Raw genomic sequence first — 25,407 nt, 5'->3', positions numbered from 1 at the left:
GGGCCGGGCCGGGCCGACGGGTCAGAGGGTCAGCAGCGGTCTGATCTCCGCGTAGGTGCGCTCGCCGATGCCGTTGACCTGGCGGAGCTGGTCGACGGAACGGAAGGAGCCGTGGGACATGCGGAAGGCGATGATGCGCTGGGCGAGCGTCGGGCCGACGCCCGGCAAGGTGTCGAGCTGTTCGAGGGTGGCGTGGTTCAGGCTGACCGGCTGCTTCGGCGTCACCGCCGCCGGTCCGCCGGCCCCGGGGACACCGGCGGGCGGGGCCCCTCCGGACTCCCCGACCAGGATCTGCTCGCCGTCGGTGAGCAGCCGGGCCAGGTTGAGGTTCCTGGTCTCCGTCCCGGGCAGCGGGCCGCCGGCCGCGTGGAGGGCATCGGCCACCCGCGACCCGCCGGGCAGCGTGTGGAGCCCGGGAGCGTGCACCCGGCCGCCGATGTCGACCACGACCGCGCCTGCCGGCTCGGCAGGGCCGTCCGCCGACCGGGGCGTGCCGGGAACGGCGTCCGACGGCGCCGGACCGCCGGCACCGGGCTCCGCCGTCGCGACCGCCACGGCCGGGACCTCGACCGGCTGGGGGCGGGCCAGCCAGAAGTGCTGCGCACCGTAGCCGACGGCCAGCAGCACCAGGACGGCCAGCCCCGCCACGGCCCGCCGGTCGAGGAGCACCGCCGGTCCGATGCGGAACCGTACGAGACCGGGCGGCCCCACCACGGCATCCTCGGCGGCCGGCGCCCCGTCCCCCTCGCCGGACGGCAGTCCCGGCGGCGGCTCGGCGAAATGGCCGGACATCGGGTCGGCTGAAGCCTGCGCCGGCTCGGGCCCGGGCCGGTGGCCGGCCTCCCCACCGGGCCCCGGCGGCCCGGTGGCCGACGGCTCGCCCGCCGCGCCTGCGCCGACGGCCGGAGGGTCGGCCGGCGCGCCGAGAACCGGCGCGAGCGGCAACGGGACCTCCGTCGCCGGAACGGCCACCGTCGGCGCGAGCACTTCCCCGGCCGCCGACGAAACAGCCGCCGGACCAGCCGACGGAACAGGTGCCGCGTTCGGCCTCGCGGGCCGCTCCTCCCCCGGGCCCCCGGCCGCCGGAAGGAGGACCGCCATCCGCGCCCGGGCGGTGCGGCTGACCGCCTGGCGCTTGCTCGCGCTGAATCTCGTGCTCGTCATGCGGAGCACGCTAGGAGCCGGTCCAGGACGGCGGGAGAATTGCCGAAATCCTGTGGACAACCCGGGGGTTGTGGATAACTCAGGTCACTCACACGAGCGAGGAGAACGACTCGGAGTTGACCGGGTCACCCGGCAAGGTGACCATCCGTCATCACGGACGTGACACCGGCACCGGCACCACCAACGACCCCCGGCACCGACGCCGCCACCCCCACGCAGTGCGAGCGCCGCTCAGCGCGGCGAGACCACCACCGCCAGCAGCCCCGGACCGACGTGCGCGCCGATCACAGCGCCGACCTCCCCCACGTACAGCTCACACAGCCCCGGCACCCGGGCCCGCAGCCGCTCCGCGAGCGGCTCGGCCCGCTCCTCCGCCGCGAGGTGGTGGACGGCGATGTCGACCTCCCGACCGGCCGCCTCCTCGACGGCGATCTCCTCCAGCCGCGCGATCGCCCGGGACGCCGTACGCACCTTCTCCAGCGGCTCGATCCGCCCCCCGTCGAGGTGCAGCAGCGGCTTCACCGCCAGGGCCGAGCCGAGCAGCGCACGGGCCGCCCCGATCCGGCCGCCCCGGCGCAGGTACTCCAGGGTGTCCACGTAGAAGAACCCGGTGGTCGCCTCCGCCCGCCGCGTGGCGGCGGCGGCAGCCTCGTCGAGCTCCGCGCCGGCCGCGATCGCCTCGGCCGCCGCCAGCACCCCGTACCCGAGGGCCATGCCGACCAGCCTGCTGTCCACCACTCGCACCGGGACGGGCGACTCCGCGGCCGCCAGCCGGGCCGCCTCCGCCGTACCCGAGAGCTCGCCCGAGATGTGCACCGAGACGATGCCCCGCGCACCCGCTTCGGCGGCGGCCCGGTACGCGGCGGCGAAGGACTCCGGGTTGGGCCGGGATGTCGTCACGCGCTGCTTGCCGCGCAGGGCCTCGGCGACGTCCTTGGGCGAGATCTCCACGCCCTCGGCGAGCACGGCGTCGCCGACCACGACGCTCAGCGGGACCACGGCGACACCGTAGCGGTCGACGGCTTCCTGCGGCAGGTAGGCCGTGGAATCGGTGACGAGTGCGAGGTCGGCGGGCATGAGGCGGAGGTTACTCCGCACCCGGCCCGGATGACAGCGCACCGACCGCGTCACCCCGGGCCCACCGGCGACGTTGCGCGCTCGGGCAGTTCACCGCCCAGCCACCCGCCCCAGCCCGCTCGGCCGACCGCTCAGCCGGCCGACGGACCCGCCGACGGCTTCCGCAACCGGTCCGCCAGCTTCGCCAGCGGGTCGCCCAGGCCCAGCAGCTCCTCGGCGCTCGGCCGACCGCCCTTCCCGTCGGTCAGCCCGGCCCGCTGCGGCGACGGCCGGCCGGACGCGGCACCGCCGGAAGCGGCCCCGTCCGAGGCGGCAGCACCGGACGCAGAACCACCAGCAGCACCGCCACCGACACCCCCGCCCCCGGCAGCACCGCCACCGGCCCCGTCACCACGGGACGCACCGTCCCCGCCCGGTGCGTCCCAGTGCCGCAGCGCCCCGGCCTCGGTCTCGCACTCCTGGCTGAGCCGGGTCAGCTCGTCGTCGGCGAAGCGGTGCATCCGGTCCTGGGCGGCCCAGCGCATGGTCTCGGCGGAGTGCTTGATCCGCTCGGCCCGCTCCCGCAGCTCGGGCAGCTTGGCGGCGATCCGACCGGTGTCCGGCTCGCGCTCCAGGATGCGCAGCTCACCGTCCAGCTCGGCCGCGTGGGCGTCCAGCCGGCGCAGCAGGGCGAGCGACTCGCCGAGCTGGCCGTCCTGGACGAGGCCGCTCTCCAGGACCTGCCGGGTGCCGTCGAGCGAGGTGCGCAGGCCCAACCGGACCGATGAGATCTGGCCCTGCGGGCCGGGCTTGGTGAAGGTCTTCGCCTTGAGCGTGGCGTTCTCCACGGCACGCCGGGCGTTGGCCTCGTGGCGCTCCACCTTCTCTCCGACCGCCTTCGCCGCCTTGACGACGCCGACCACCACCAGCGCCACCATCGCGAGTCCGAAGAGCAGGGCGAGGCCGACCATCACGCCGAGCACGTCCATCACGAGCCACCTTCCGCCAGCCGAACCGGCCCCCACCGGGCCCAACGCGGGCCGGACCGCCTTGGGTTCCACGGTATCCGCCCCACCGGGCCTCCGGCATCGCCAGACGGGCTCGGGCGCCCGAGATCAGGGACAGATCGGGGATCTCCCCCCGGGAGCCCCGGAGGAATCCCCGAGGTCCGGACGGCCCCGCGAGACGGCCGCACCGGCCGGCACACGGCCTGCCCCGGAAACGCCGAAGGGCGGGCGCCCCGAGGAGCGCCCGCCCAGCAGACCGTCGACCAACAGCCACCGACCGCCGGCCGTCAGCCGTCAGCAGCCGGCCACCAGCAGCCGACCGTCAGCCAGTGACGATGTTGACCAGCTTCGGCGCCCGCGCGATCACCTTGCGCACCGGCGCGTCCCCGATCGCGGCGACGACCGCCGGGTCGGCCAGCGCCAGCGCCTCCAGCTCGGCGTCGGAGATCGACGGCGCGACCTCCAGCCGGGCCTTGACCTTGCCCTTGATCTGCACGACGCAGATCACGGCCTCGTCGACGACGTACGCCGGGTCCGCCACCGGGTAGTCGGTGTGGGCCAGCGAGTCGCCGTGGCCCAGCCGGCGCCACAGCTCCTCGGCGACGTGCGGGGCCAGCGGGGCGACCATCAGCACCAGCTGCTCGGCCACCGCCCGCGGCGTGGAGCCACGCTTCACCAGGTAGTTGTTCAGCTCGATCGCCTTGGCGACGGCCGTGTTGAAGCGCAGCCCGGCCATGTCGCCGCGGATGCCGTCGATGGCCTTGTGCAGCGCACGCAGCGTCGCCTCGTCCGGCTCCTCGTCCGTGACCACCAGCTCGCCGGTGGCCTCCGAGACGACGTTGCGCCACAGGCGCTGCAGGAAGCGGTAGGAACCGACCACCGCACGCGTGTCCCAGGGGCGGGAGACGTCCAGCGGGCCCATCGACATCTCGTACAGGCGCAGCGTGTCGGCACCGTACTCGTCGGCGATCTCGTCCGGGGCGACGGCGTTCTTCAGGGACTTGCCCATCTTGCCGGCCTCGCGCTTGACCGGCTCGCCCTGCCAGACGTACCCGCCGTCGCGCTCCTCGACCTCGGCGGCCGGGACCGGGAAGCCCCGCTCGTCGCGGTAGACGTCCGCGGTGATCATGCCCTGGTTGAACAGCTTGTGGAACGGCTCGACCGAGGCGACGTGGCCCAGGTCGTGCAGCACCTTGTGCCAGAAGCGGGCGTACAGCAGGTGCAGCACGGCGTGCTCGGCACCGCCGACGTACAGGTCGGCGCCGCCGCCCGGCTTGCCGGCCGTCGGGCCCAGCCAGTACTGCTCGTTGGCGGGGTCGACCACGGCGGCGCCGTTGGTCGGGTCGATGTAGCGCAGCTCGTACCAGCAGGAACCGGCCCAGTTGGGCATGGTGTTGGTCTCGCGGCGGTACGTCTTCGGCCCGTCGCCCAGGTCCAGCTCGACGTTGACCCAGTCCTCGTTCCGCGACAGGGGGGTCTTCGGCGAGGAGGTGGAGTCGTACGGGTCGTAGGTGTGCGGCGAGTAGTCCTCGACCTCGGGCACCTGCACCGGCAGCATCGACTCGGGCAGCGCGTGCATGACGCCGTCCTCGTCGTAGACGATCGGGAAGGGCTCGCCCCAGTAGCGCTGACGGCTGAACAGCCAGTCGCGCAGGCGGTAGTTGACGGTGCCCTCGCCGATGCCGCGCTCGGCCAGCCAGGCGGTGACGGCGGCCTTGGCGTCGACGACGCTCAGGCCGTCCAGCGAGATGCCGTCGGCGGTGCCCTCGTCGTGCGCCGAGTTGACGATGACGGAGTCGTAGGTGTCGAACGCGTCGTCCCACGCGGCCGGGTCGTCGCCGCGGCCGTCGGTCGGGCGGACGACGCAGCGCATCGGCAGCTCGAAGGCGCGGGCGAACGCGAAGTCGCGGTGGTCGTGGGCGGGGACGGCCATGATCGCGCCGGTGCCGTAGCCCATCAGCACGTAGTCGGCGATGAAGACCGGCACGGGCTCGCCGCTGACCGGGTTGACGGCATGGGCGCCGGTGAACACGCCGGTCTTGACCTTGGCCTCGACCTGGCGCTCGACGTCGGACTTGGCGGCGGCCGCGGCGCGGTACGCGGCGACGGCCTCGCCGGGGGTGGCGGCGCCGCCGGTCCACTCCGCCCGGGTGCCCTCCGGCCAGGCGGCCGGGACGATCGAGTCGACCAGGCCGTGCTCGGGGGCCAGCACCATGTAGGTGGCGCCGAACAGGGTGTCGGGGCGGGTGGTGAAGACGGTGATCTTCTCGCCGTCGACGGCGAAGTCGACCCGGGCGCCCTCGGAGCGGCCGATCCAGTTGCGCTGCTGCAGCTTGATGGCCTCGGGCCAGTCCAGCAGGTCCAGGTCGGAGATCAGGCGGTCCGCGTAGGCGGTGATCCGCATCATCCACTGGCGCAGGTTGGACTTGAACACCGGGAAGTTGCCGCGCTCGGAGCGGCCGTCCGCGGTGACCTCCTCGTTGGCCAGCACGGTGCCCAGGCCGGGGCACCAGTTGACCGGCACCTCCTTGGCGTAGGCCAGCCGGTACTCGCCCAGCAGCTCGTCGCGCTCGGCGGCGTCCAGCGCCGCCCAGGCGCGGCCGTCCGGGGTCGGCCGCGAGCCGTCGGCGAACTGGGCGATCAGCTCGTCGATCGGGCGGGCCTTCTGCGCGGCCTCGTCGTACCAGGAGTTGAAGATCTGCAGGAAGATCCACTGGGTCCAGCGGTAGTACTCCGGGTCGATCGTGGAGATCGAGCGGCGCGGGTCGTGGCCCAGGCCCAGCCGGCGCAGCTGGCGCCGCATGTTGGCGATGGCCGCCTCGGTGGTGATCCGGGGGTGCTGGCCGGTGGCGACGGCGTGCTGCTCGGCGGGCAGGCCGAAGGCGTCGTAGCCCAGGGTGTGCAGCACGTTGTGGCCGGTCATCCGCTGGTAGCGGGCGTAGACGTCGGTGGCGATGTAGCCCAGCGGGTGGCCGACGTGCAGGCCCGCGCCCGAGGGGTACGGGAACATGTCCATGATGAAGCTGTGCGGCTTCGCGGAGACGTCGCCGGCGGCCGGGTCGGCCAGGTCACCGGTGGGGTTGGGGGCGTGGAAGGTGCCCTCCTTCTCCCAGATGTCCTGCCAGCGGGACTCGATCTCCGCCGCCAGGGTGGCGCTGTACCGGAACGGCTCGGTTGCGGCCTCGGCCGCGCCGGAAGCAGGGGTCGTCTCGCTCATGGTCCTTCTGGCTCCGTCGGTGTAGTGGGCGAACCGCGCGCTCGGCCGGCCGGACCGGGAGGGCGGTGGCGAAGGCGGTGGAAAACAAAAAAGCCCCTCGCAGGAGGGGACGCCACGCCGACTCCGGCAGCCGCCCGAGAGCGGGGCCGGTCCTGGTCAGCGCGGCCGGCTAAGGAGCAGGCGCACGGTTCGCATGGGCTCAGGGTACCGCAAGGGTGTCAGGCCCCTCCCGGCAATACCGTCCGGGAGGCCGCGTCGAAGTCGCGCAGGGCACGGGCGACCCGCTCGGACTGCATGCCGGCGGCCAGCGCCCGGGCGCGGTCGGCGGTGGCGGCCGCCTCGCGGCCGCGGCCGGTGCGGCGCTGGGAGTCGGCCAGCCGGACCATCAGCAGCGCCCGCGCCCGGGCCCGCCCGGGGCCGAGGCCGGCCACCGCCTCGGAGAGCAGGGCCTGGGCGCGCCGGTGGTCGCCGAGGAAGAGGTAGCCCTCCCCCACCATGCCGGCGAGATCCGCCCGCGCTTCCCCGCGGTCCCCGGCCGTGTCCGTCGCATCGACCCCGGCCCCGGCCGTGGCGGCGTCCCCGGCAGATCCGGCGGCCCCGGCGGCCCCGGCGCCGCCCTCCGCGCCCGCTCCCCCGTCCAGCTCCGCGAAAGCGCGCTCCGCAGCCTCCCGCACCGCGTCCTTCTCGCCGCGCCGCCCGTGCGCACGCGCGATCCGCCCGAGCTGCAGCGCCCGGTCGGCCGGGTCGAGGGAGTCCCCGGCCGCCTCCAGCGCGCCGGCCAGCGCGGTGACGGCGTCCAACCCCCGCCCGCCGGCGCTCTGGGTGGCCAGCACCACCAGGCCGCCGACCACGCCGACCCCCAGCCGCCGGTCGCCGCTGAGGTGGGCGGCCCGCAGCGCGGCGACGAAGGCCCGCTGGGCGGCCGCGTCGTGCCCGAGGTCGTACGCCGCCCAGCCGGCCAGCCTGGCGAACCGGCCGGCCGTGCCGTACAGCGCACGGCCGAGCGGCTCGTCGTAGGCGCCGAGCTCCAGCAGCTTGGCGACGAGGGCCAGCTCGGCCCGGGCGGGGCCGAGCACCAGCCCGCCGCCGCAGGCCTGCTCCAGCCGCAGTTTGCTCAGGTGGGAGAGCCGGAGCTCCTCAACCAGGGCCGGGGCGATCCTCAGCGCGCCCTCTCCCCCGCCGACCGGGGGCGGCGGGGTGGCCAGCCGCCCGGCGGCCCGGTCGAGGTCGGCGCCGCGGAAGAGGTCGGTCAGACGGACCGGACCGGCGTCGGTGGCCGCATCGCGCAGCGCGGTCTGGGCGGTGTCGGCCGTCCACGGATCGGTGAGCAGGTGCGGGGAGAGGATCTTGGCGCCCCGGTTGCCGCCCATCCGGCCCCAGAGCTGCTCGTAGGTGACGGCGATGCCGAGGGTGCGGCCGAGCACCTCGCAGACGGTCTGGTCGTGCGGGCTGCGCGGGACCATGCCCCGGTCACGCCACTTGTAGGGGGCGGTGGAGCTGATCGCCAGGCCGGGCGGCAGGGTGTGGTTGACCTCGCGGGCGAGGCGCTCCGGGCTCCAGCCGAGCTGGTGCAGTATCCGGGCCAGCTCCTCGTTGCGTCTGCGCTCCAGGTCGGCCATGGAACGACGGTAGCGGTCCGCCGGGGCCGGCCGCCGGGGCGTCCGGGAAAACGGGTCGGGGCCGGGTCCGGGCCGGAACGTGGCCGCGGCGCGCCGATCGGGCCCCGCCTGCGACCCGCCAGTCGCCACTCGGCACGCGCCCACCGCGACCGGCCCACCACATCCGGCCGACTGCCGGTCACAACGCCGAGGGCCGCCTCCCGAAGCGGGAGGCGGCCCTCGATTCCTGTGGAGCTACGGGGAATTGAACCCCGGACCTCTTGCATGCCATGCAAGCGCTCTACCAACTGAGCTACAGCCCCTTGACCTGCAGTGTCACCGGAGGTTTCCTGCGGTTTCCCTCGGCGACATCGACTACTTTACACGGTCGAAGGGGTGCTCCACGAATCCGTATTCGGATGCCCCTCGGCGGCGGCCCGGCCACCCCGCGGCGGAGACCGGCCGGCCCCCACGCCCGCCGCCCTCCGCCCCCACCGCACCCACCGCACACCGTGCCGGTAACGCCGGGGCTCCCGGCGGCACCGGCACGGCACCCGCTACCCCTTCGCCGTCCGGCGGATCCGGCCTGCGGCCACCGCCGCGACCGCGGCCACCGCGACGGCGGCCGCGATCGCAGCGGTGGTCACCAGCAGCGCGTGCCCGGACTCCCCGGCCGTCGCCGGCAGGTCGACCCCGCCGAGGAACACCGAACCGAGTACCGCCACGCCGACGACCTGGCCGAGCTGGACGACCGTCACCATCACCCCGCTGGCGTCGGCAGCGTCGGCCGGGTCCACCCCGGCCAGCGCCCGGGCGAACAGCGGCGAGTACGCGCAGCCCGCGACCAGCCCGAGCACCGCCGTCACGGTCAGCGCCTGCGCGCCGATGTCCGCGCCGTCCCGCAGCAGCACACCGAGCAGCAGGTAGCCGGGGGCCAGGAGGGCGGCGGCGATCACCGGCAGCACTCCGTGCAGCCGCGCGGGCAGCCGGTGCCAGTGCAGGCTGGAGAGCCCGAAGCCGAGCGCGACCGGCGCCGAGCAGAGCCCGGCCCGCAGCGCCTCGTGGCCGAGCCCGGCCTGCTGGTGCAGGGCGAAGGCGAACAGGAAGCCCGCGAAGGCCGCCATGATCATGAAGAGGGAGAGGGCCGCCGGGCGCAGGCTGGGCGCCCGCAGCACCCGGCCGGAGATCAGCGGCTGCCCGCCGCGCCGGGCGATCCGGCGCTCGACCACCACGAACAGGGCGAACAGGGCCGCGCCGGCCGCCAGCATCGCCCAGCCCCAGGCCGGCCAGCCCAGTTCGTGGCCGAGCACCAGCGGCACCACCACCAGGCCGAGGGCCGCCCCGAGCACCACCAGGCCGGGTACGTCGAAGCCGCGGTTCCGGTCGCCGGGCAGGTCCGGCAGCAGCCGGGCGCCGGCCGCCAGCAGGGCGAGGCCGATCGGCACGTTGACCAGGAACACCGGGCGCCAGCCCGTGCCGAACAGGTCGGCGCTGACCAGGACCCCGCCCAGCACCTGGCCGATCGCCATGCCCCCGGCGAGCACCGCCGAGTAGAGGCCGAGCGCCCTGGTCCGGGCGGCGCCGGTGAAGGTCCGCTGCAGCAGGCTCATCACCTGGGGCACCATCAGGGCCGAGCCGGCCCCCTGGAGCAGCCGGAAGGCGATCAGCCAGCCGGTGGCGGGGGCGAGGCCGCAGGCCAGTGAGGCGGCGGTGAAGCCGGCCAGGCCGATCCTGAAGAGCCGGCTGTATCCGTAGCGGGCGCCAAGCCGGGCGCCGGTGATGAGCAGCACCGCGTAGGCGATGGTGTAGCCGGCGATGACCAGTTGGAGGGCCGCGCCGGAGGCGTGCAGGTCGGTGCGGATGGTCGGCACCGCGACGTTGACGATGGAGACGTCCAGGACGGCCATGAACTGGCCGCAGAGGACGAGGGCGAGGAGCAGTCCGGGGCGTACCGCCCGGGCCGCGGTACTGCTGCCGGCCGCGCTGGGCCGGGTCTGAAGGTCCGTCATGGCTCCAGGCTCGCCCCAGGCTGGTACTGGTGGTTAGAGCCTGGTGATCCTGGTACTGGCAGCACCTGTTTCCGCGCCGCACTCTGCGGCAGGCTGGTGGCATGACCGTCCTGGACCACCGCACCGCCGCCGACGCCGAGCCCGGCCGCAGGGCGCAGAAGGACCGCCGCCGGACCGAGCTGGCCGGCTTCCTGAAGGCCTGCCGGGCCCGGGTGACCCCGGAGGACGTCGGCCTGCCGCCCGGGCTGCGCCGACGCACCCCGGGGCTGCGCCGCGAGGAGGTGGCGCAGCTGGCCGGGGTCGGCGTCACCTGGTACACGTGGCTGGAGCAGGGGCGGCCGATCAACGCGAGCGAGCAGGTGCTGGCGGCGGTGGCCCGGGCGCTGCGGCTGGACGGCACCGAGCGTGAGCACCTGTTCCGGCTCGCCGGGCTGTCCCCCGACTTCCCGGAGCCGGACCCGCCGGCGCTGGACCCGTCGACCCAGGTCATCCTGGACGCGCTGGCGCCGCTGCCCGCGGCGGTCTCCAACACCCGGTTCGACGTGCTGATGTACAACCGGCCGTACGAGTCGCTGTTCGGCGCCGCCCGGATCACGACGGACAGCGGGCGCTTCAACAGCATCTGGTGCACGGTGCTGGCCCCGCCGTGCTGCAACCCGTTCGTGAACCGGGCCGAGGCGCTGCCGCGGATGGTGGCGGTGCTGCGGTCCGCGTACGGCAAGCACGTCGGCGAGCCGGTCTGGGAGGAGCACGTCCAGCGGCTGTCGGCGCGCAGCGAGCTGTTCCGGGAGCTGTGGGAGCGCCAGGAGGTGGCGCCGCCGGAGATCTGGCTGCGGGTGTTCAAGCACCCGAAGGTCGGGGCGCTGCGGCTGAACGCCTCGTACCTGACGATGCCCGGGGTGCCGGAGACCTACGTGGTGGTCTACCTCCCGGACGGCCCGCAGGACCAGGAGCGGATCGAGCAGCTCGCCGCGCTGCCGCCCGGCGGCTGGCTGGACCCCTGCCACGCGTGCGGCTACCCGGAGCGCCGCGGCCCGGGCCGGGCCGGGCCCGGCGGGGCCTGAGCACCGCCCCGGCGCCGGGAACGCCGAAGGCCGCCACCCGATGGGTGACGGCCTTCATACGGTCTGTGGAGCTACGGGGAATTGAACCCCGGACCTCTTGCATGCCATGCAAGCGCTCTACCAACTGAGCTACAGCCCCGCGACACGCACGGTCCTCGCGGACCGCAGGTGCGGAGTGGAGCTACGGGGAATTGAACCCCGGACCTCTTGCATGCCATGCAAGCGCTCTACCAACTGAGCTACAGCCCCGCACTCACCGGATCTCCCGCTTCCCTTCCGGGCTGCGTTCCCTCCGTGCGAACGAGGAAGACTCTAGCCGGTCAGGCCCGGAACTGCGAAATCCGCCCCGTGGACCCCCTCGGGAGCCGCCTTCGGCACCCGGTGCAGGTGCCCCCGGCGGCCCCGCCCGGGTGCCGCCGACCGCTCCACCCGGGTGTCGTCTCAGGTGTCGTCGCCGATCACCGGCTGCGGCAGGGTGCCGGCGTTGTGCTCCAGCAGTCGCCAGCCGCGGGCGCCCCGGCCCAGCACGGACCAGCAGCAGTTCGACAGGCCGCCGAAGCACTCCCAGAGCGCCGGCTCCAGGCCGAGCAGCCGCCCGAGCATGGTGCGGATGGTGCCGCCGTGGCTGACCACGACCAGGGTGCCGTGCTCCGGCAGCTTGGCGGCCGCCTCCAGCACCACCGGCACGGCGCGGTCGGCGACCTCGGTGGAGAGCTCGCCACCACCGCGCCGGACCGGCTCGCCCTGCGCCCAGGCCACGTACTCCTCGGGGAAGCGCTCGCGGATCTCGGCGTTGGTCAGCCCCTGCCAGGAGCCGGCGTAGGTCTCGCGCAGCCCCTCGTGGTGCTGCACGTCCAGGCCGGTGACGGCGGCCAGCTCCTCGGCGGTGCGCCGGGCGCGCTTCAGGTCGGAGGAGATCAGCAGGTCGGGCCGCAGGCCCGAGAGCAGCCGGGCCGCCCGCTGGGCCTGCAGGACGCCCTGGCCGGTGAGCTCGATGTCCGTGGTGCCCTGGAACCGCGATTCGAGGTTCCAGGAGGTCTGACCGTGCCGCCAGAAGACGATGCGCGGGCCCCGCGCCTCGCGGCTCAGCTGTAGTCCTCGGCGCCGAAGTCGTCCGCCGGGGCCGCCTCGGCCGGCGAGACGGCGTTGCCGTCCGCGTCGGTGAGCGCGTCGGGGCGGTTGCGCGAGGCCAGCGCGTCGGCCGGCAACGGCAGCTCGGGGCAGTCCTTCCAGAGCCGGTCGAGCGAGTAGAAGGAGCGCTCCTCGGAGTGCTGGACGTGCACCACGATGTCCAGGTAGTCGAGCAGGATCCAGCGGCCCTCGCGCTCGCCCTCGCGGCGCACCGGCTTGACGTCCAGCTGCTCGCGCAGCTGGTCCTCGATCTCCTCGGCGATGGACTTGACCTGGCGGTCGTTGTTCGCGGAGGCGATCAGGAAGGCGTCGGTGATCGACAGCACCTCGCTGACGTCGAACGCGATGATGTTGTGCGCCAGCTTGTCGGCCGCCGCCTGGGCGGCGACGGTGATGAGTTCCTGGCTGTGCTCGGTGGCGGTCACGGTGTACTTCCGGCTCGGCTGCTTGGGGGCGCGCCCGGCGCACGGCCGGGCATCGCCTTCCAGGATCTCACGCCGCCCGGGCGGCCCCGGAACCGATTTCCGGGACCACCCCCCGCGCCGGGCACCGGGCCTACTGCGACTTCGGCGCCTGGTAGTCCTTGCCGAGGACGACGACCAGGTCGGCGTTCTGCGCGTCGGCGACCTTCTTCACCGCCGTTTCGGGCAGGTTCAGGCTGGTGGCCAGCGACTTCGCCGCGGCCTGCCGGGCGTCGTCGGTGTAGCGGATCTCACTGGCGGCCTGCGGCGCGCTCTTGGCCCCGCCCGGGATGAAGGTGAGGCCCGCGTTGACCACCTGGACCTGCGCGGCGGCGGCCGCCTGGTCGTTGCCGGTGGCGTCCTGGATCGAGACCCGGGCCGGCGCGTCGGTGGCGTTTGCGGACTTCACGGTGCCGCCCAGGACGTCCTTGACCTGCTTGCCGGCGGTGGCCTCGTCCAGCGTGCCGTCCGGCTTGACGGTCAGCGCGGTCGTCCCGAGGTGGCCGTCCTTGCCCTGCTGGGCGAGCTGCACCAGCACCCCGGCCAGGGCGTCCTCGGGCAGCGACGGGTCGAGCACGGCGTTCATCCGGTGCACGTCGTCCTTGGCGTCCTTGAACTCGGTCGGCATGGTGCGCAGCACCGCGTCCATCACCTGACCGAACCGGGCCAGCTGGGCGTCCCGGCTCTCGCCCTGGCCCTGCAGGGTGGCGTAGGCGACCGCGGCCTTCCCGCCGAGCAGGGTGTTCTTGCCGGCGGCGGAGAGCAGCTTGCCGTCCGGCTTGCCGCCCTCGTGGGTCTCGGCGTTGGTGTCCACCCGGACGCCGCCGAGCTGGGCGACCAGCAGCTCCAGGTAGGGGGTGTCCAGCCGCCAGGTGCCGGCCACCGGGGCGCCGAGCACGGTGGCCAGGCCGTCGCGGGTGGAGGACGGGCCGATGGCGTCCATCGCCTGGCCGACGGTGGTCACCGGCGGGTCGCCGGGGCCGGGCAGCCGCAGGGTGTCCGGCAGCAGCAGCACGGTGCCCTTCTGTCCGGCGGTGTCGTTGACCAGCAGCGCGCTGGAGACCTTGCCCTGAAGGTCGCGCAGGTGCACCACGTTGACCTGGCGCGGGCCGGCCGCGGTCGCCGCGGTCTGCTTGTCGCCGGTGAACCAGAGGTAGCCGCCGGTGCCGGCCGCCGCGAGGGCGACCACCACGCCGACGCCGATCAGCCGGTTGCGCAGCTTGCGGCGGCGTTCGGCGCGGACCTCGCTGCGGGACTCGGCGAACTTCAGCCAGTCGATGACGTCCTCGGTCTCCCCCGCCTCCTCGTCGACGAAGGTGAACTCGCCGGTGGCGTAGGAGTCCTTGGCCTTGGCGGCGCGGCTGCCGCCGACCTGCTCGGACGGCTGCTCGGGCCGGGCCGGCGCGGCGGCGGTCGCGGCGGCGGCCGGCCGGGGCGTGCGCGGGCGCGGCGGTACCGGGGCGGCGGGCTCCGGGGCGGGCTCGGGCTCGGCGATCACGGGCTGCGGCGCGGTCGCGTACTGCTGCGCCTGCTGCCCGTACGGGTCGTAGCCCTGCTGGTAGGGCTGCTCCTGGTAGCCGTAGCCGCCCTGCTGCTGGTACCCGTGCCGGGCCGACTGCCCCGGCTGGACCGGCTGCCCGTACTGGTCGTACTGCTCGTAGGACTGCTGGTCGTAGGACTGGTACCCCTGCTGCTGGTACGGCTGCTCCTGGTGGCCGTAGCCGCCCTGCTGCTGGTAGCCGTGCTGGACCGGCTGCCCGTACTGGTCGTACTGCTCGTAGGGCTGCTGGTCGTAGGACTGCTGGTCGTAGCCGCCCTGCTGCGGCCGGCCCTGGTACGGCTGCCGGTGCTGCTGGTACTGCCCGGTGGACCAGTCGTCGGGCTGCTGTCCGCCGCCCCTGCGGTCACTCATGCGCACGCCCCTCCGGGACTCAGGTCCGGTCCGGCGCGTAGAGCGCCCGCTTGTCGATGTAGCGGACCACGCCGTCCGGGACGAGGTACCAGACCGGTTCGCCCTTGGCGACCCGGTTGCGGCAGTCCGTGGAGGAGATGGCCAGCGCCGGGACCTCCACCAGGGAGACCCCGCCCACCGGAAGCCCGGCGTCCGAAAGAGTGTGCCCCGGCCGGGTGCAGCCGATGAAGTGGGCGAGCGAGAAAAGCTCGTCGGAGTCCCGCCAGGAGAGGATCTGGGCGAGCGCGTCGGCGCCGGTGATGAAGAAGAGGTCGGCGTCCGGGTGCAGCGCGCGCAGGTCGCGCAGGGTGTCGACGGTGTACGTCGGGCCCTCGCGGTCGATGTCGATCCGGCTGACCGAGAACTGCGGGTTCTCCGCGGTGGCGATGACCGTCATCAGGTAGCGGTCCTCGGCCGGGGTGACGTGGCGGTCGGTCTTCTGCCACGGCTGCCCGGTCGGCACGAAGATCACCTCGTCCAGGTGGAACGCGCTCGCCACCTCACTGGCCGCGACCAGGTGTCCGTGGTGGATCGGGTCGAAGGTGCCGCCCATCACGCCGAGGCGCCGCTTCACCGGTGCCGGTCCGCCGGGATTCCCGGTCTGTTCTCCCATGTCGCCACACCATACGCGACGCCCGTTGCGGTGCGGGAACGGCCGGGTGACGGCCCCGGAGTCCCGGGCAGGGCCCGGCCGCGGGCCCGGACGGAACCGGCGGATCCGGCCCGCAGATGCGTGAGGGAGCGGCCGGCGCGGTCGCCGGACGCTCCCCGAGCCGTCCCCGGAGGCGGGCTCAGCGGTCCCGGTTGAAGCGGGTGGTCACGTAGAGCAGCAGCAGCAGGATGAACAGCGCGCCACCACCGGTCAGGTAGGGGTTGAGGCTGTCGTGGTTGCCCCCCTCGCCCTCGGAGGCGAGCAGGTTCAGGACGGGAAGTGCGGCGGCAGTGCTCATGGTCGGCGGGACCTTCTCGGCTCGGGTGACGGACCAGGGGGTGTGCAGGCCGGTGAGGGCCCACCCGTCATCGTACGGGGGGTTACACGGCAACCGCTCGGCGGCCCACCGCGTCTGATCCGGCGTGAGCGGTGCCCGGCCGGAGCCGGGCGGGAGGGGGGTTTCTCAGCTCTTGCGGCCGGCCCGCAGCAGGATCCAGGCGAGCAGGCCGACGCCGACGAACGAGGCCACCACGATGATCCGCAGGAACAGGCCCGGGCCGCCTTCCCCGGAGATCGGTCCGGCCAGGCTGACAAGGGCGTCGGTGGACATCTGCGGGCTCCTCGGACGTACGCGTACCGCGGCCGGGCTGGTCCCGGCTCTCCAGGGCATTCAGGGTAAACCGCCCTCACACCCCCGCCGCCCACTGCCCCCTCCGGCCCCGTCCGTGCCGTGGAGGGGCCCGCCCGGGGACGAGTACGCAACCGCGGACGTTGCACTGACAGTCGTTGCAGGCGAAGACCAGCGGGGGCCGGCCACCGGCCGGGGCCGCCGTCGACCAGGAGGGTACCCACACCATGACCGACATCACCGCGAAGGCCCCGAGCCGGCGCCGCCAGCGCTTCCCGGAGATCTCCACCCGGGCCTGGGAGCACCCGGCGGACCGCTCCGCCCTGGTCGCGCTGCGGAAGCTGACCGGCTTCGACGACGTGCTCAAGAAGCTCGCCGGGCTCGTCTCCGAGCGCGCGATCCGGCTGATGTTCCTGGCCACCGCCGTCAAGACGTCCGAGCGGCAGTTCCCCGAGCTGCACGAGATGGTGCGGGACGCGGCCTACGTGCTGGACCTCGAAAAGGTGCCGGACCTCTACGTCAGCCAGGACCCGACGGTCAACGCGTACTGCATCGGCATCGACTCCCCGATCATCGTGCTCACCAGCGGGCTGATCGAGCTGCTGGACGAGGAGGAGCTGCGCTCGGTCATCGGCCACGAGGTCGGCCACGCGATGTCCGGCCACGCCGTCTACCGGACGATGCTGATGATCCTCACCAACATCGCCGCCCGGATCGCCTGGGTGCCGCTCGGCAACCTCGCGATCATGGCGATCGTCACGGCGCTCAACGAGTGGTTCCGCAAGGCCGAGCTCTCCAGCGACCGCGCGGGGCTGCTCGCCGGCCAGGACCTCCAGGCCTCCATGCGGGCCCTGATGAAGCTGGCCGGCGGCCACAACACGGCCGAGATGAACGTGGACGCCTTCCTGGAGCAGGCCGAGGAGTACGAGAAGGCCGGGGACCTCCGCGACGGCGTGCTCAAGCTGCTGCAGGTGCTGCCGCAGAGCCACCCGTTCGCGGTGGTGCGGGTCGCCAAGCTGAAGAAGTGGGCGGAGAGCGACGAGTACCGCTCGATCCTGGCCGGCGCCTACCCGCGCCGCACCGACGACCCCGACGCCTCGGTCGGCGAGCAGTGGAAGGCCGCCGCCGAGCACTACAGCAGCTCCGTGAAGGAGAGCAAGGACCCGCTGATGGGCCTGATCCGCGACGTGGCCGGCGGCGCGGCCAACGTCGGCGGCAAGCTCCGTGACACCTTCGCCAACGCCACCCGCGGCAACGGCGGCAACAACAACGGCGACGTTCCCGGCCCCCGCGACGGCCGGGACGACCGCGACCGGGACTGACGCGAGGGACTGACCGGGCCCCGTCCCGACGGCCCCCGGCCCGCCGGGGGCCGTCGGCGTCTCCCGGCCCGTCCGGGCCTCCCGGCCCCCGACCCCGGCCCGGACCCCGGACCTCGGACCCCGGACCCCGGGTGTCAGCCGGCCAGCACCCCGCAGACCTGCCAGGCCGGGCGGGCGTGGTTGCCGGGGTCGACGGCCGTCGCCGCCGGCGGCCGGGTGCCGTCCGGCCCGGCCAGCACCGGCTGCAGGTACGCGGCCATCGAGCCGGCGCAGTTGGCCGGACCGGCCTGCAGCACCGAGTCCACCAGCCGGAGCTGGGCGGCGGACAGGTCGATCCGGTCGAACTGGAAGGTCAGCTGCCGCCGCACGGTCTCCAGGGTCACCGGCGCACCGCTCGGCGCCCCGGCCTGCTTCAGCGCGTAGACGAAGGTGTGGTCGGTGGTGATCTGCAGCGTGCCGCTGTCCGCCTCGTCGATCCGCATCGCGCCGGCCACCTTCACGGTGTCGGCCGCCAGCGCGACCTGCGCCGGGTCGAAGCGGACCACCCAGCCGGTGGCCGCGTTGTGGCGGTCGTCCACCGGGTGCGCCACGCTCGCGTCGAAGTGCGCCTGCTCGCCGGGGGTGACGAAGGCCCGCACCTCCGCGGTGCCGCCCTGGACCAGCGCCGACGGCGCCAGCGAGGAGGCGACCAGGTAGCGCTGGACGGTGTCGAGCGCCTTGGTCACCTCGACCCGGCTGAAGTGCTGGGTGGCCGCCCCCGTGGGCGTGCCCAGGCCGATCGCGCCGTCGCCGTAGCCGGCCGGCAGCGAGGCGAACGGAGCGGCCGGGTCGGCGACCGGGCGGACCACCGAAGCCGGGCTCAACGCCACCAGGCTGACGGTCAGTTGGCTGCCCTCGGGCCGCGCCGACTGCCGGTTCGGCGAGCTGACGCCGAAGTACACGGCGGCCGCGAAGGCCAGCAGGATCAGCAGCAGCAGGGCGAGCGCCTGCCGCGGCACGGTGCCCAGCGGGCCGAGCCGCACCCGCGGCCGGGTGGCCCGGCCGAACGGGCCGGCCAGCCGCTCCCGGGCGGACAGCTCCTGGATCCGGGCAGCCCGGACGAACGATTCGTCGAAGACGACGGACCGGTACTCGTCCTCGTTTCCGGAACCACCTTCGGGCGCACCCTCCGGAGGCTCGCGCGGGTCACCCATGACACCAGGGTAAGGCGCACCCGGCCCCGCCACGAGGGTGCTCGCGCACTTTCCCCGGGCGCCCGACGACCGTCCTGCGGCCCGGGGCGCACCGCCCCGGCAGGTCAGCCCGCCGGCGCCGTGACGACCAGCGAGGGCTCGGCCGGCGGCGGTGCGGGGTCGAGCCCCGCGCTGCTGCTGCCGGACTCGGGCCGCCGCGGCGTACCGCCGCCCGACCCGCCCACGCCCTGGTAGATCGCCGCGACCGCCACCGCGACCAGGCTCACGCCCATGATCACGGCGAGCACCCAGGCCACCGGTCGGTGCCAGCGCTGCTGGGCGACGTAGCGCCCGCGCCGGGCCCGTGCCGGGTCGAAACCTCCGCCCCGGCTCCACCTGCGGCTCCGGCGCCCGGCCGCCCGGCCGGGGCCCGACCACGGATCGGGGTAGAGGTGGTCGTCGTCGAGCCCGCCCGGGTACGGCCGCAGCTCCAGCGGCAGCCCGTCACCGGCCGGAACGTCATAGCCCCAGCCCGCACCCGCCGTGTCCGGCTCGAACCTGGCCTCGGCGGCGGCGAGCTGCCGCTCCTTGGCCGTCGGCTCGTGCACGGCGGCGGACCGGACGAAGGCCTCATCGAAGACCACGGTGGCGAACTCGTCGTCCGCACCACCGTGGTCGGCGCCGTCGGGGTACGGCAAGCCCCCCACATCCTCAGCCACGGGATTCAGCGTATTACCGGGCGGGCGATTTGTCTGTGGCTCCTCGCAGTTGGTCCGTCACACGTGTGACGGACCGCCCGGCGGCCGGGCTCAGCAGGCGTCGGCCCACCCGCCCACGGTCTGCGCCGCCTCGCCCCGGACATGGCCGTCACCAGTGACGATGTACTTGGTGCTGGTCAGCTCCGGCAGGCCCATCGGGCCGCGGGCGTGCAGCTTCTGGGTCGAGATGCCGATCTCGGCGCCGAAGCCGAACTCACCTCCGTCGGTGAACCGGGTCGAGGCGTTGACGGCCACCGTGGTCGAGTCGACCAGCTGGGTGAAGCGGCGGGCAGCCGCCTGCGAGGTGGTGACGATCGCCTCGGTGTGGCCGGAGGACCAGCGGCGGATGTGCGCGACGGCGGCCTCCAGGGAGGGCACCACGGCGGCCGCAAGGTCGTACGAGAGGTACTCGGCCTCCCAGTCCTCCTCGGTGGCCGGCACCACGGTGGCGGGCGAGCCCTCGGCGGCCTTGAGCACCGCCTCGTCGCCGTGCACCGTGACCCCGGCCTCGGCCAGGGCGGCGAGCGCGAGCGGCAGGAAGGCGTCCGCGACGTCCTGGTGGACCAGCAGGGTCTCGGCCGAGTTGCAGACGCTGACCCGCTGGGCCTTGGAGTTCAGCAGGATGCCGACGGCCATCGCCAGGTCGGTCTGCGCGTCCACGTACACGTGGCAGTTGCCGGTGCCGGTCTCGATCACCGGGACGGTCGAGCCCTCGACCACGGTGCGGATCAGCGAGGCGCCGCCGCGCGGGATCAGCACGTCGACCAGGCCGCGGGCGCGCATCAGCTCCTGGACCGAGTCGCGGCTCTCGCCCGGGACGAGCTGGACGGCGTCGGCGGGCAGGCCGGCCGACACCACGGCGTCGCGCAGGACGGCCACCAGCGCGGTGTTGGATCGGTAGGCAGAGGCCGAACCGCGCAGCAGCACGGCGTTGCCGGACTTCAGGCAGAGCGCGGCGGCGTCCACGGTGACGTTGGGACGGGCCTCGTAGATGATGCCGACCACGCCGAGCGGGACGCGGACCTGCCGGACGTCCAGGCCGTTGGGCAGGGTGTAGCCGCGGAGCACCTCACCGACCGGGTCGGGCAGGCCGGCCACCTTGCGGACATCGGCGGCGATCGCCGCGATCCGCTCGTCGTCGAGGGTCAGCCGGTCGATCACCGACTCGGCGGTGCCGGCCTCGCGGGCACGGGCGACGTCCTCGGCGTTGGCGGCGGTGATCTCGGCGCTGCGGGCCACCAGGGCGTCCGCGATCGCCGCCAGCGCGTCGTCCTTCGCCCGGCGCGGCAGCGGGGCAAGCGCGGCGGCGGCCTCCCGGGCTCGGCGCGCTACGGCGAGGACGGGGCTGTCGGCGGTGGCGAGGTCGCTGGTCATGCGCCAAGGGTAGCGACTGCGCCCCCGCCCCCCGGCCCCATTTCGCCCGGTGAGACTCCCCGGGGCCGAGCGAGGCCCCCTGCCCGAGCCGAGGCCCCGCCGAGCGAGCCAAAGGGGCGCGCCGGTGCTGAAAGGGAGAAGCGAGGACGCCGTGAGATGGGGGCACCCCCGGCCGGAGGCTGGGGGAGAGCGGTGTTGGAGCGCCGACCGTCGGCACCGGGTCGGAGCGCCCCGGCGGCGAGCCGAGGCGCAAACAAACGAGGCGCGACAAGTCAGTACGGGTGCACGCCGCCGAGCTGCGGCGGCGGGTCGCCGAAGCCCTCGGCGACGCGCTTGTGGTACGTCGCCCGGTCCACCACCTCCAGGCCCACGATCTCCCACGGCGGCAGCTTCGCCGTCGCCTTGTGCTCGCCCCAGAGCCGCAGCGCGATCGCCGCCGCGTCGTGCAGGTCGCGGGCCTGCTCCCAGTAGCGGATCTCGGCGTGGTCGGCCGCGTACCGCGCGGTCAGGAAGAACGAGTGGTCGTGCGCCAGCCGCTCCAGCCCCGCCCGCAGCTCGGAGAGCGGGGTGACCGGCCCGGAGACGCTGAGCACCACGTGCCAGAGCCGGGCCTGCTCGGGGGCGGCGGGCGGCTCGCCCTCGCCCCGCCGCTCCGGCCGGGCCCCGCGCACCGCGCCCGGCCCGTGCGGCGGCGGACCGGCCGGCCCGGCGGGGTCCTCGCTCGCGCGCCCGCCGTCGATGCTGGTCAGCCGCCGACCCGCCGTTCCTCCGGTCAGCGCTGCCTCGCGCCTGCGTTCCACCGGCGGCCTCCTGTTCGGCGATGTCGTGTCGTCGTCCCCGCCGGCCCCGGCCGACGCGAACGGCTGCGCCCCTCCTCGCCCGTGGCCGGGCCTCCACCCCGTGCGGAGCCGTCCGTGGCGCCCGCGGGCCGGTCAGCCGCGCAGGACGACGAGGTCGTCGCGGTGGACGACCTCCCGCTCGTAGGCGGCGCCGAACTCCTGGGCCAGGTCGCGGGTGGACCGGCCGAGCAGGCGGGGCAACTCCCTCGCATCAAAGTTGACCAGTCCGCGCGCCACGATGTGGCCGTTTTCGGCAAGAAGGTCCACCGGATCACCCGCGGCGAACTCGCCGTCGACCTTGGTTACCCCGGCCGGCAGCAGCGAGGCGCCCCCGGAGACCACCGCGGTGACAGCGCCCTCGTCCAGGTGCAGGGCGCCGCGCGGGCTGCTCGCGTGGGCCAGCCAGAGCAGCCGGTCGGACGAGCGGCTGCCGGTGCGCCGGAACAGCGTGCCGGTGGGACGGCCGGCCAGCGCGTCGGCGGCGTGGCTGGCGGCGGTGAGCACCACCGGGATGCCCGCGCCGGTGGCGATCCGGGCCGCCTCGACCTTGGTGACCATGCCGCCGGTGCCGACCCCGGCCTTGCCGGCGCTGCCGATCTCGATGCCGTCCAGGTCGTGCGGGCCGGCCACCTCGGCGATCCGGCTGGTGCCGGGCCGGCTCGGGTCGCCGTCGTAGAGGCCGTCGACGTCGGAGAGCAGCACCAGCAGGTCGGCCCGGACCAGGTGGGCGACCAGGGCGGCGAGTCGGTCGTTGTCACCGAACTTGATTTCGGCGGTGGCGACGGTGTCGTTCTCGTTGACGATCGGCATCGCGCCCATCGCCAGCAGCTGGTCCAGCGTCCGGTAGGCGTTGCGGTAGTGGGCGCGGCGGCTGGCGTCCTCGGCGGTCAGCAGCACCTGGCCGACCCGGAGGCCGTACCGGGCGAAGGATGCGGTGTAGCGGGCGACCAGCAGGCCCTGGCCGACGCTGGCGGCGGCCTGCTGGCGGGCGAGGTCCTTGGGGCGCTTCTCCAGGCCGAGCGGGGCGAGGCCGGCCGCGATGGCGCCGGAGGAGACCAGCACCACCTCCGGGGCGTCCGGGCGGCTGCGCACCTTGGCGAGCGCGTCGACGAGGGCGTCGACCCGGTCGGCGTCGAGGCCTCCGGCCGCCGTGGTGAGTGACGAGGAGCCGACCTTGACGACGATCCGGCGCGCGGTCAGCACCTCCTCCCGCAGTGAGTCGTCGCTCATCTCGCTGTTCGCCCTTCCGGTGTGGTGCGGGTGCGGCGGGCGCGTGCCCGGCCGTCACCCCCGCAATCTACGCGATCGGGGCACCGCGCCCGCAGCGCGTTTCACCGGCTGGACCCGGGCCGGTCACGGCTCCGCCACAGCGCGGCCGGTGATCCGGCTGACTGGTATGGTCCCTGACCGCAAGCCAGATCGGGGGACGGCTTCTTGCCCGCTGTACCCATGTCTCCAATCATCTTGGACGGGCACCACCGCACGGGCAGGCCGGCAACGGTTTCGCGGGCGCGTGCCCAGGAGTAAGCGCACAGATGCGTTCGAACACCATGAAGCTCACGGTCGCCGCGCTGGCGACCGCCACCGCCTTCTCGCTCGCCGCCTGCGGCCCGGACAACGCGGACGCCGCGGCCGGTGCCGGGGCGGGCGCCGGGGCCGCCGCGACCACGCCGGCGGGCGGTGCCGCCGGTGCGGGTGCCGCCGCGGCCGGCGGTACGGCCACCTCCCCCGCCGGCGGCACCGCCGCGGGTGCCGCGGCCGGTGCCGCGGCGGGCGCGGGCGCCTCCGCCGGTGCAGGCGCTGCGGCGGGTGCCGCCGCAGGTGCCGGTGCCTCCGCCGGTGCCGGCGCTGCAGCCGGCGCGGGTGCCTCCGCGGGTGCCGCCGCAGGTGCCGGTGCCGCGGCGGGTGCCGCCGGTTCCGGTGGTGCCGCGGCCGGCGGCGGCGCCCCGCAGGCGGCCACCACCGTGAAGATCGGCCAGAAGGCCACCGTCGACTTCGCCGACAAGCAGTCCAAGGTCGCCACCAAGCTGGAGGTCACCGTCACCGGCATCGAGGTCGGCTCGGTCCAGGACTTCACCGCCGCCAAGATCGACGCCACCGGCCTCGAAGGCAAGACTCCGATGTACATCAGCTACACGATGAAGAACGTCGGGGACGCCAGCCTCTCCTTCACCTCCCCGGACTCGAAGTTCTCGTACTGGGACAGCACCGGCCAGAAGGGCTACTCCTACGCGAACGCCGCCACCCCGCTCCCCAAGTGCACCGCCGCCAAGTTCCAGGGCTTCGCGAAGGGCGTCGAGGTCAAGGGCTGCACCATCATCGCGTCCAAGGGGAACACCCCGGGCGTGGTCGGCTACACCGACCTGACCGACCTGCTCAAGCTCCAGGCCGCCTGGACCAAGTGACGGCCCGTCGCCCCTGAGGCGCGCGAAGGCCCCCGCCACCTGGAGGTGGCGGGGGCCGTGCGCGTCCGGGCTCGACGGCCCGTCGGGCTCAATCAGTCCTCGTCGTCGCCCTCGATGGCCGCCTGGCGGCCGCTGGAGAGCGCCTCGAAGGCGAGGAACTCGGCCTCGGCCGCGTCCCGGCCCTTCTGCTTCTCGCGGCGGCGGTCGACCGCCGGGCGCGGGTTCTCGAAGCGGTGGTCCTCACCGCGGCGGCCGAGCATCTCGGCACCGGCGGCCATGGTCGGCTCCCAGTCGAAGACGACGGCGTTCTCGTCCGGCCCGATGATGACGGTGTCGCCCTCGTGGGCGCCGCTCTTCCAGAGCTGGTCCTCGACGCCGAGGCGGGCCAGCCGGTCGGCGAGGTAGCCCACGGCCTCGTCGTTGGCGAAGTCGGTCTGGCGGACCCAGCGCTCCGGCTTGCTGCCGCGGATGCGGTAGGCGCCGTCCTCCTCGGTGATGGTGAAGCCCGCGTCGTCCACGGCCGTGGGCCGCAGCACGATCCGGGTGGACTCCTCGACCGGCTTGGCGGCCCGGGCCTCGGCGACGATCTGCGCCATCGCGAAGCTCAGCTCGCGCAGGCCCTTGCGGGAGGCCGCCGACACCTCGAAGACGCGGTAGCCGCGCTCCTCCAGCGAGGCGCGGGTGAGGTCGGCGATGTCCTGGCCGTCCGGCACGTCGACCTTGTTGAGCGCGACCAGGCGCGGACGGTCCTCCAGACCGCCGTACTGGGCCAGCTCGGCCTCGATGGTCTCCAGGTCGCTGAGCGGGTCGCGGCCGGGCTCCAGGGTCGCGCAGTCCAGCACGTGCACCAGCACCGAGCAGCGCTCGACGTGCCGCAGGAACTCCAGGCCGAGGCCGCGGCCCTGGCTGGCGCCCGGGATCAGGCCGGGCACGTCCGCGATGGTGTAGACGGTGTCGCCCGCGGTGACCACGCCGAGGTTGGGGATCAGGGTGGTGAACGGGTAGTCCGCGATCTTCGGCTTGGCGGCGGAGAGCACCGAGATCAGCGAGGACTTGCCGGCGCTCGGGTAGCCCACCAGGGCCACGTCGGCGACGGACTTGAGCTCCATGACGATGTCGCGGGCCTCGCCGGGCTCGCCGAGCAGCGCGAAGCCGGGCGCCTTGCGGCGGGCCGAGGCCAGCGCGGCGTTGCCGAGGCCCCCGCGGCCGCCGGCGGCGGCGACGAAGCTGGTGCCGTGGCCGACCAGGTCGGCCAGGACGTTGCCCTGCTTGTCCATCACCACGGTGCCGTCCGGCACGGCGAGCACGAGGTCCTGGCCGTCGGCGCCGGTGCGGTTGCCGCCCGCACCCGGCTTGCCGTTGGTGGCCTTGCGCTTCGGCGAGTGGTGGTACTCCAGCAGCGTGGTGACCTGGGCGTCCACGGTGAGGATGACACTGCCGCCCTCGCCGCCGTTGCCGCCGTCCGGCCCGCCCAGCGGCTTGAACTTCTCACGGTGCACGGAGGCGCAGCCGTGGCCCCCGTTACCCGCGGCGACGTACAGCTCGACGCGGTCCACGAAGGTGGTCATGGGGAGTGCCTCCAGTGCGAAGTCAATGGGT

21 protein-coding genes and 3 tRNA genes are annotated in these 25,407 nt (G+C 74.4%); 3 read left to right on the top strand and 21 right to left on the bottom strand.

Features of this window, described 5'->3' with window-relative positions:
• Nucleotides 1-21 precede the first annotated feature (21 nt).
• The 7 genes from ACIPSC_RS06170 to ACIPSC_RS06140 form a co-directional block, all read right to left on the bottom strand.
• Nucleotides 22-792 (bottom strand): helix-hairpin-helix domain-containing protein, encoded by a 771-nt coding sequence (locus tag ACIPSC_RS06170; protein ID WP_400823508.1) that lies wholly within the window; start codon nt 790-792, stop codon nt 22-24.
• A 603-nt stretch (nt 793-1,395) separates the two neighbouring features.
• Entirely contained in the window at nt 1,396-2,241 is an 846-nt protein-coding gene (locus ACIPSC_RS06165; RefSeq protein ID WP_400823505.1) for a DegV family protein, read from the bottom strand.
• 131 nt (nt 2,242-2,372) lie between these two features.
• The gene (locus tag ACIPSC_RS06160; protein ID WP_400823503.1) at nt 2,373-3,209 is read right to left on the bottom strand and encodes a hypothetical protein; all 837 of its coding nucleotides are present in this window, start codon (nt 3,207-3,209) and stop codon (nt 2,373-2,375) included.
• Between the two features lie 340 nt (nt 3,210-3,549).
• The gene (gene leuS, locus ACIPSC_RS06155; protein WP_400823501.1) at nt 3,550-6,444 is read right to left on the bottom strand and encodes a leucine--tRNA ligase; all 2,895 of its coding nucleotides are present in this window, start codon (nt 6,442-6,444) and stop codon (nt 3,550-3,552) included.
• A 218-nt stretch (nt 6,445-6,662) separates the two neighbouring features.
• Entirely contained in the window at nt 6,663-8,063 is a 1,401-nt protein-coding gene (locus ACIPSC_RS06150) for a hypothetical protein (RefSeq protein ID WP_400823500.1), read from the bottom strand.
• Nucleotides 8,064-8,292: 229 nt separating this feature from the next.
• A tRNA-Ala gene (locus tag ACIPSC_RS06145) sits at nt 8,293-8,365 on the bottom strand.
• 234 nt (nt 8,366-8,599) lie between these two features.
• Nucleotides 8,600-10,051, bottom strand: coding sequence for an MFS transporter (locus ACIPSC_RS06140; RefSeq protein WP_400823499.1), 1,452 nt, complete (start codon nt 10,049-10,051; stop codon nt 8,600-8,602).
• Nucleotides 10,052-10,152: 101 nt separating this feature from the next.
• Between ACIPSC_RS06140 and ACIPSC_RS06135 the strand changes: the two genes are divergently transcribed.
• Nucleotides 10,153-11,115, top strand: coding sequence for a helix-turn-helix transcriptional regulator (locus tag ACIPSC_RS06135; protein ID WP_400823497.1), 963 nt, complete (start codon nt 10,153-10,155; stop codon nt 11,113-11,115).
• Nucleotides 11,116-11,181: 66 nt separating this feature from the next.
• Here the strand turns inward: ACIPSC_RS06135 and ACIPSC_RS06130 are convergent.
• The 8 genes from ACIPSC_RS06130 to ACIPSC_RS06095 form a co-directional block, all read right to left on the bottom strand.
• Nucleotides 11,182-11,254 (bottom strand) — tRNA-Ala (locus ACIPSC_RS06130).
• A 37-nt stretch (nt 11,255-11,291) separates the two neighbouring features.
• Nucleotides 11,292-11,364: transfer RNA gene (locus ACIPSC_RS06125), tRNA-Ala, on the bottom strand.
• Nucleotides 11,365-11,556: 192 nt separating this feature from the next.
• On the bottom strand, nt 11,557-12,204 hold the full coding sequence (locus tag ACIPSC_RS06120; RefSeq protein WP_400824090.1) for a histidine phosphatase family protein: 648 nt from the start codon (nt 12,202-12,204) through the stop codon (nt 11,557-11,559).
• Nucleotides 12,201-12,671: a ribosome silencing factor gene (rsfS, locus tag ACIPSC_RS06115; protein ID WP_400823495.1), complete on the bottom strand. Its 471-nt coding sequence runs from the start codon at nt 12,669-12,671 to the stop codon at nt 12,201-12,203. Before rsfS ends, ACIPSC_RS06120 begins: the two co-directional genes overlap by 4 nt.
• A gap of 130 nt (nt 12,672-12,801) precedes the next feature.
• Nucleotides 12,802-14,619, bottom strand: a complete 1,818-nt coding sequence (locus tag ACIPSC_RS06110) for a LytR C-terminal domain-containing protein (RefSeq protein WP_400823494.1) — start codon at nt 14,617-14,619, stop codon at nt 12,802-12,804.
• A 19-nt stretch (nt 14,620-14,638) separates the two neighbouring features.
• Nucleotides 14,639-15,271: a nicotinate-nucleotide adenylyltransferase gene (gene nadD, locus ACIPSC_RS06105; protein WP_400823492.1), complete on the bottom strand. Its 633-nt coding sequence runs from the start codon at nt 15,269-15,271 to the stop codon at nt 14,639-14,641.
• A gap of 178 nt (nt 15,272-15,449) precedes the next feature.
• The gene (locus ACIPSC_RS06100; protein WP_238741139.1) at nt 15,450-15,608 is read right to left on the bottom strand and encodes a hypothetical protein; all 159 of its coding nucleotides are present in this window, start codon (nt 15,606-15,608) and stop codon (nt 15,450-15,452) included.
• A 165-nt stretch (nt 15,609-15,773) separates the two neighbouring features.
• Nucleotides 15,774-15,920, bottom strand: coding sequence for a hypothetical protein (locus tag ACIPSC_RS06095; protein WP_313763738.1), 147 nt, complete (start codon nt 15,918-15,920; stop codon nt 15,774-15,776).
• 245 nt (nt 15,921-16,165) lie between these two features.
• On the opposite strand from ACIPSC_RS06095, the gene ACIPSC_RS06090 reads away from it, so the two are divergent.
• On the top strand, nt 16,166-17,260 hold the full coding sequence (locus ACIPSC_RS06090; protein WP_400823490.1) for a M48 family metallopeptidase: 1,095 nt from the start codon (nt 16,166-16,168) through the stop codon (nt 17,258-17,260).
• Nucleotides 17,261-17,394: 134 nt separating this feature from the next.
• Here the strand turns inward: ACIPSC_RS06090 and ACIPSC_RS06085 are convergent, their stop codons facing one another.
• The 5 genes from ACIPSC_RS06085 to proB all read right to left on the bottom strand — a co-directional run bounded on the left by ACIPSC_RS06085 (nt 17,395) and on the right by proB (nt 22,633).
• Nucleotides 17,395-18,453 (bottom strand): hypothetical protein, encoded by a 1,059-nt coding sequence (locus ACIPSC_RS06085; RefSeq protein ID WP_400823488.1) that lies wholly within the window; start codon nt 18,451-18,453, stop codon nt 17,395-17,397.
• A gap of 104 nt (nt 18,454-18,557) precedes the next feature.
• Nucleotides 18,558-19,151 (bottom strand): hypothetical protein, encoded by a 594-nt coding sequence (locus ACIPSC_RS06080; protein ID WP_400823486.1) that lies wholly within the window; start codon nt 19,149-19,151, stop codon nt 18,558-18,560.
• 90 nt (nt 19,152-19,241) lie between these two features.
• Nucleotides 19,242-20,564, bottom strand: a complete 1,323-nt coding sequence (locus ACIPSC_RS06075; RefSeq protein ID WP_400823484.1) for a glutamate-5-semialdehyde dehydrogenase — start codon at nt 20,562-20,564, stop codon at nt 19,242-19,244.
• Between the two features lie 272 nt (nt 20,565-20,836).
• Entirely contained in the window at nt 20,837-21,364 is a 528-nt protein-coding gene (locus ACIPSC_RS06070) for a hypothetical protein (protein WP_400823483.1), read from the bottom strand.
• 132 nt (nt 21,365-21,496) lie between these two features.
• A complete protein-coding gene (proB, locus tag ACIPSC_RS06065) occupies nt 21,497-22,633 on the bottom strand; it encodes a glutamate 5-kinase (RefSeq protein WP_400823482.1) in 1,137 nt (378 codons plus the stop codon).
• A gap of 305 nt (nt 22,634-22,938) precedes the next feature.
• On the opposite strand from proB, the gene ACIPSC_RS06060 reads away from it, so the two are divergent.
• Nucleotides 22,939-23,808 (top strand): hypothetical protein, encoded by an 870-nt coding sequence (locus ACIPSC_RS06060; RefSeq protein WP_400823481.1) that lies wholly within the window; start codon nt 22,939-22,941, stop codon nt 23,806-23,808.
• 92 nt (nt 23,809-23,900) lie between these two features.
• On the opposite strand, the gene obgE is transcribed toward ACIPSC_RS06060, so the two are convergent.
• Nucleotides 23,901-25,376, bottom strand: a complete 1,476-nt coding sequence (obgE, locus tag ACIPSC_RS06055) for a GTPase ObgE (protein WP_400823479.1) — start codon at nt 25,374-25,376, stop codon at nt 23,901-23,903.
• Between the last annotated feature and the right edge of the window lie 31 nt (nt 25,377-25,407).

This window comes from Kitasatospora sp. NPDC090091 (genome assembly GCF_044747365.1).
In the GTDB taxonomy this organism is placed as follows: domain Bacteria; phylum Actinomycetota; class Actinomycetes; order Streptomycetales; family Streptomycetaceae; genus Kitasatospora.
This window is presented reverse-complemented; position numbering and strand designations above follow the sequence as displayed.

Coding starts and splice junctions, on each gene's coding strand:
- nadD (WP_400823492.1), bottom strand. CDS start 15,271: ATGGGAGAACAGACCGGGAATCCCGGCGGACCGGCACCGGTGAAGCGG.
- ACIPSC_RS06085 (WP_400823488.1), bottom strand. CDS start 18,453: ATGGGTGACCCGCGCGAGCCTCCGGAGGGTGCGCCCGAAGGTGGTTCC.
- ACIPSC_RS06090 (WP_400823490.1), top strand. CDS start 16,166: ATGACCGACATCACCGCGAAGGCCCCGAGCCGGCGCCGCCAGCGCTTC.
- ACIPSC_RS06075 (WP_400823484.1), bottom strand. CDS start 20,564: ATGACCAGCGACCTCGCCACCGCCGACAGCCCCGTCCTCGCCGTAGCG.
- ACIPSC_RS06060 (WP_400823481.1), top strand. CDS start 22,939: ATGCGTTCGAACACCATGAAGCTCACGGTCGCCGCGCTGGCGACCGCC.
- ACIPSC_RS06140 (WP_400823499.1), bottom strand. CDS start 10,051: ATGACGGACCTTCAGACCCGGCCCAGCGCGGCCGGCAGCAGTACCGCG.
- obgE (WP_400823479.1), bottom strand. CDS start 25,376: ATGACCACCTTCGTGGACCGCGTCGAGCTGTACGTCGCCGCGGGTAAC.
- ACIPSC_RS06110 (WP_400823494.1), bottom strand. CDS start 14,619: ATGAGTGACCGCAGGGGCGGCGGACAGCAGCCCGACGACTGGTCCACC.
- proB (WP_400823482.1), bottom strand. CDS start 22,633: ATGAGCGACGACTCACTGCGGGAGGAGGTGCTGACCGCGCGCCGGATC.
- ACIPSC_RS06135 (WP_400823497.1), top strand. CDS start 10,153: ATGACCGTCCTGGACCACCGCACCGCCGCCGACGCCGAGCCCGGCCGC.
- ACIPSC_RS06165 (WP_400823505.1), bottom strand. CDS start 2,241: ATGCCCGCCGACCTCGCACTCGTCACCGATTCCACGGCCTACCTGCCG.
- ACIPSC_RS06170 (WP_400823508.1), bottom strand. CDS start 792: ATGTCCGGCCATTTCGCCGAGCCGCCGCCGGGACTGCCGTCCGGCGAG.
- ACIPSC_RS06095 (WP_313763738.1), bottom strand. CDS start 15,920: ATGTCCACCGACGCCCTTGTCAGCCTGGCCGGACCGATCTCCGGGGAA.
- ACIPSC_RS06160 (WP_400823503.1), bottom strand. CDS start 3,209: ATGGACGTGCTCGGCGTGATGGTCGGCCTCGCCCTGCTCTTCGGACTC.
- ACIPSC_RS06100 (WP_238741139.1), bottom strand. CDS start 15,608: ATGAGCACTGCCGCCGCACTTCCCGTCCTGAACCTGCTCGCCTCCGAG.
- leuS (WP_400823501.1), bottom strand. CDS start 6,444: ATGAGCGAGACGACCCCTGCTTCCGGCGCGGCCGAGGCCGCAACCGAG.
- ACIPSC_RS06150 (WP_400823500.1), bottom strand. CDS start 8,063: ATGGCCGACCTGGAGCGCAGACGCAACGAGGAGCTGGCCCGGATACTG.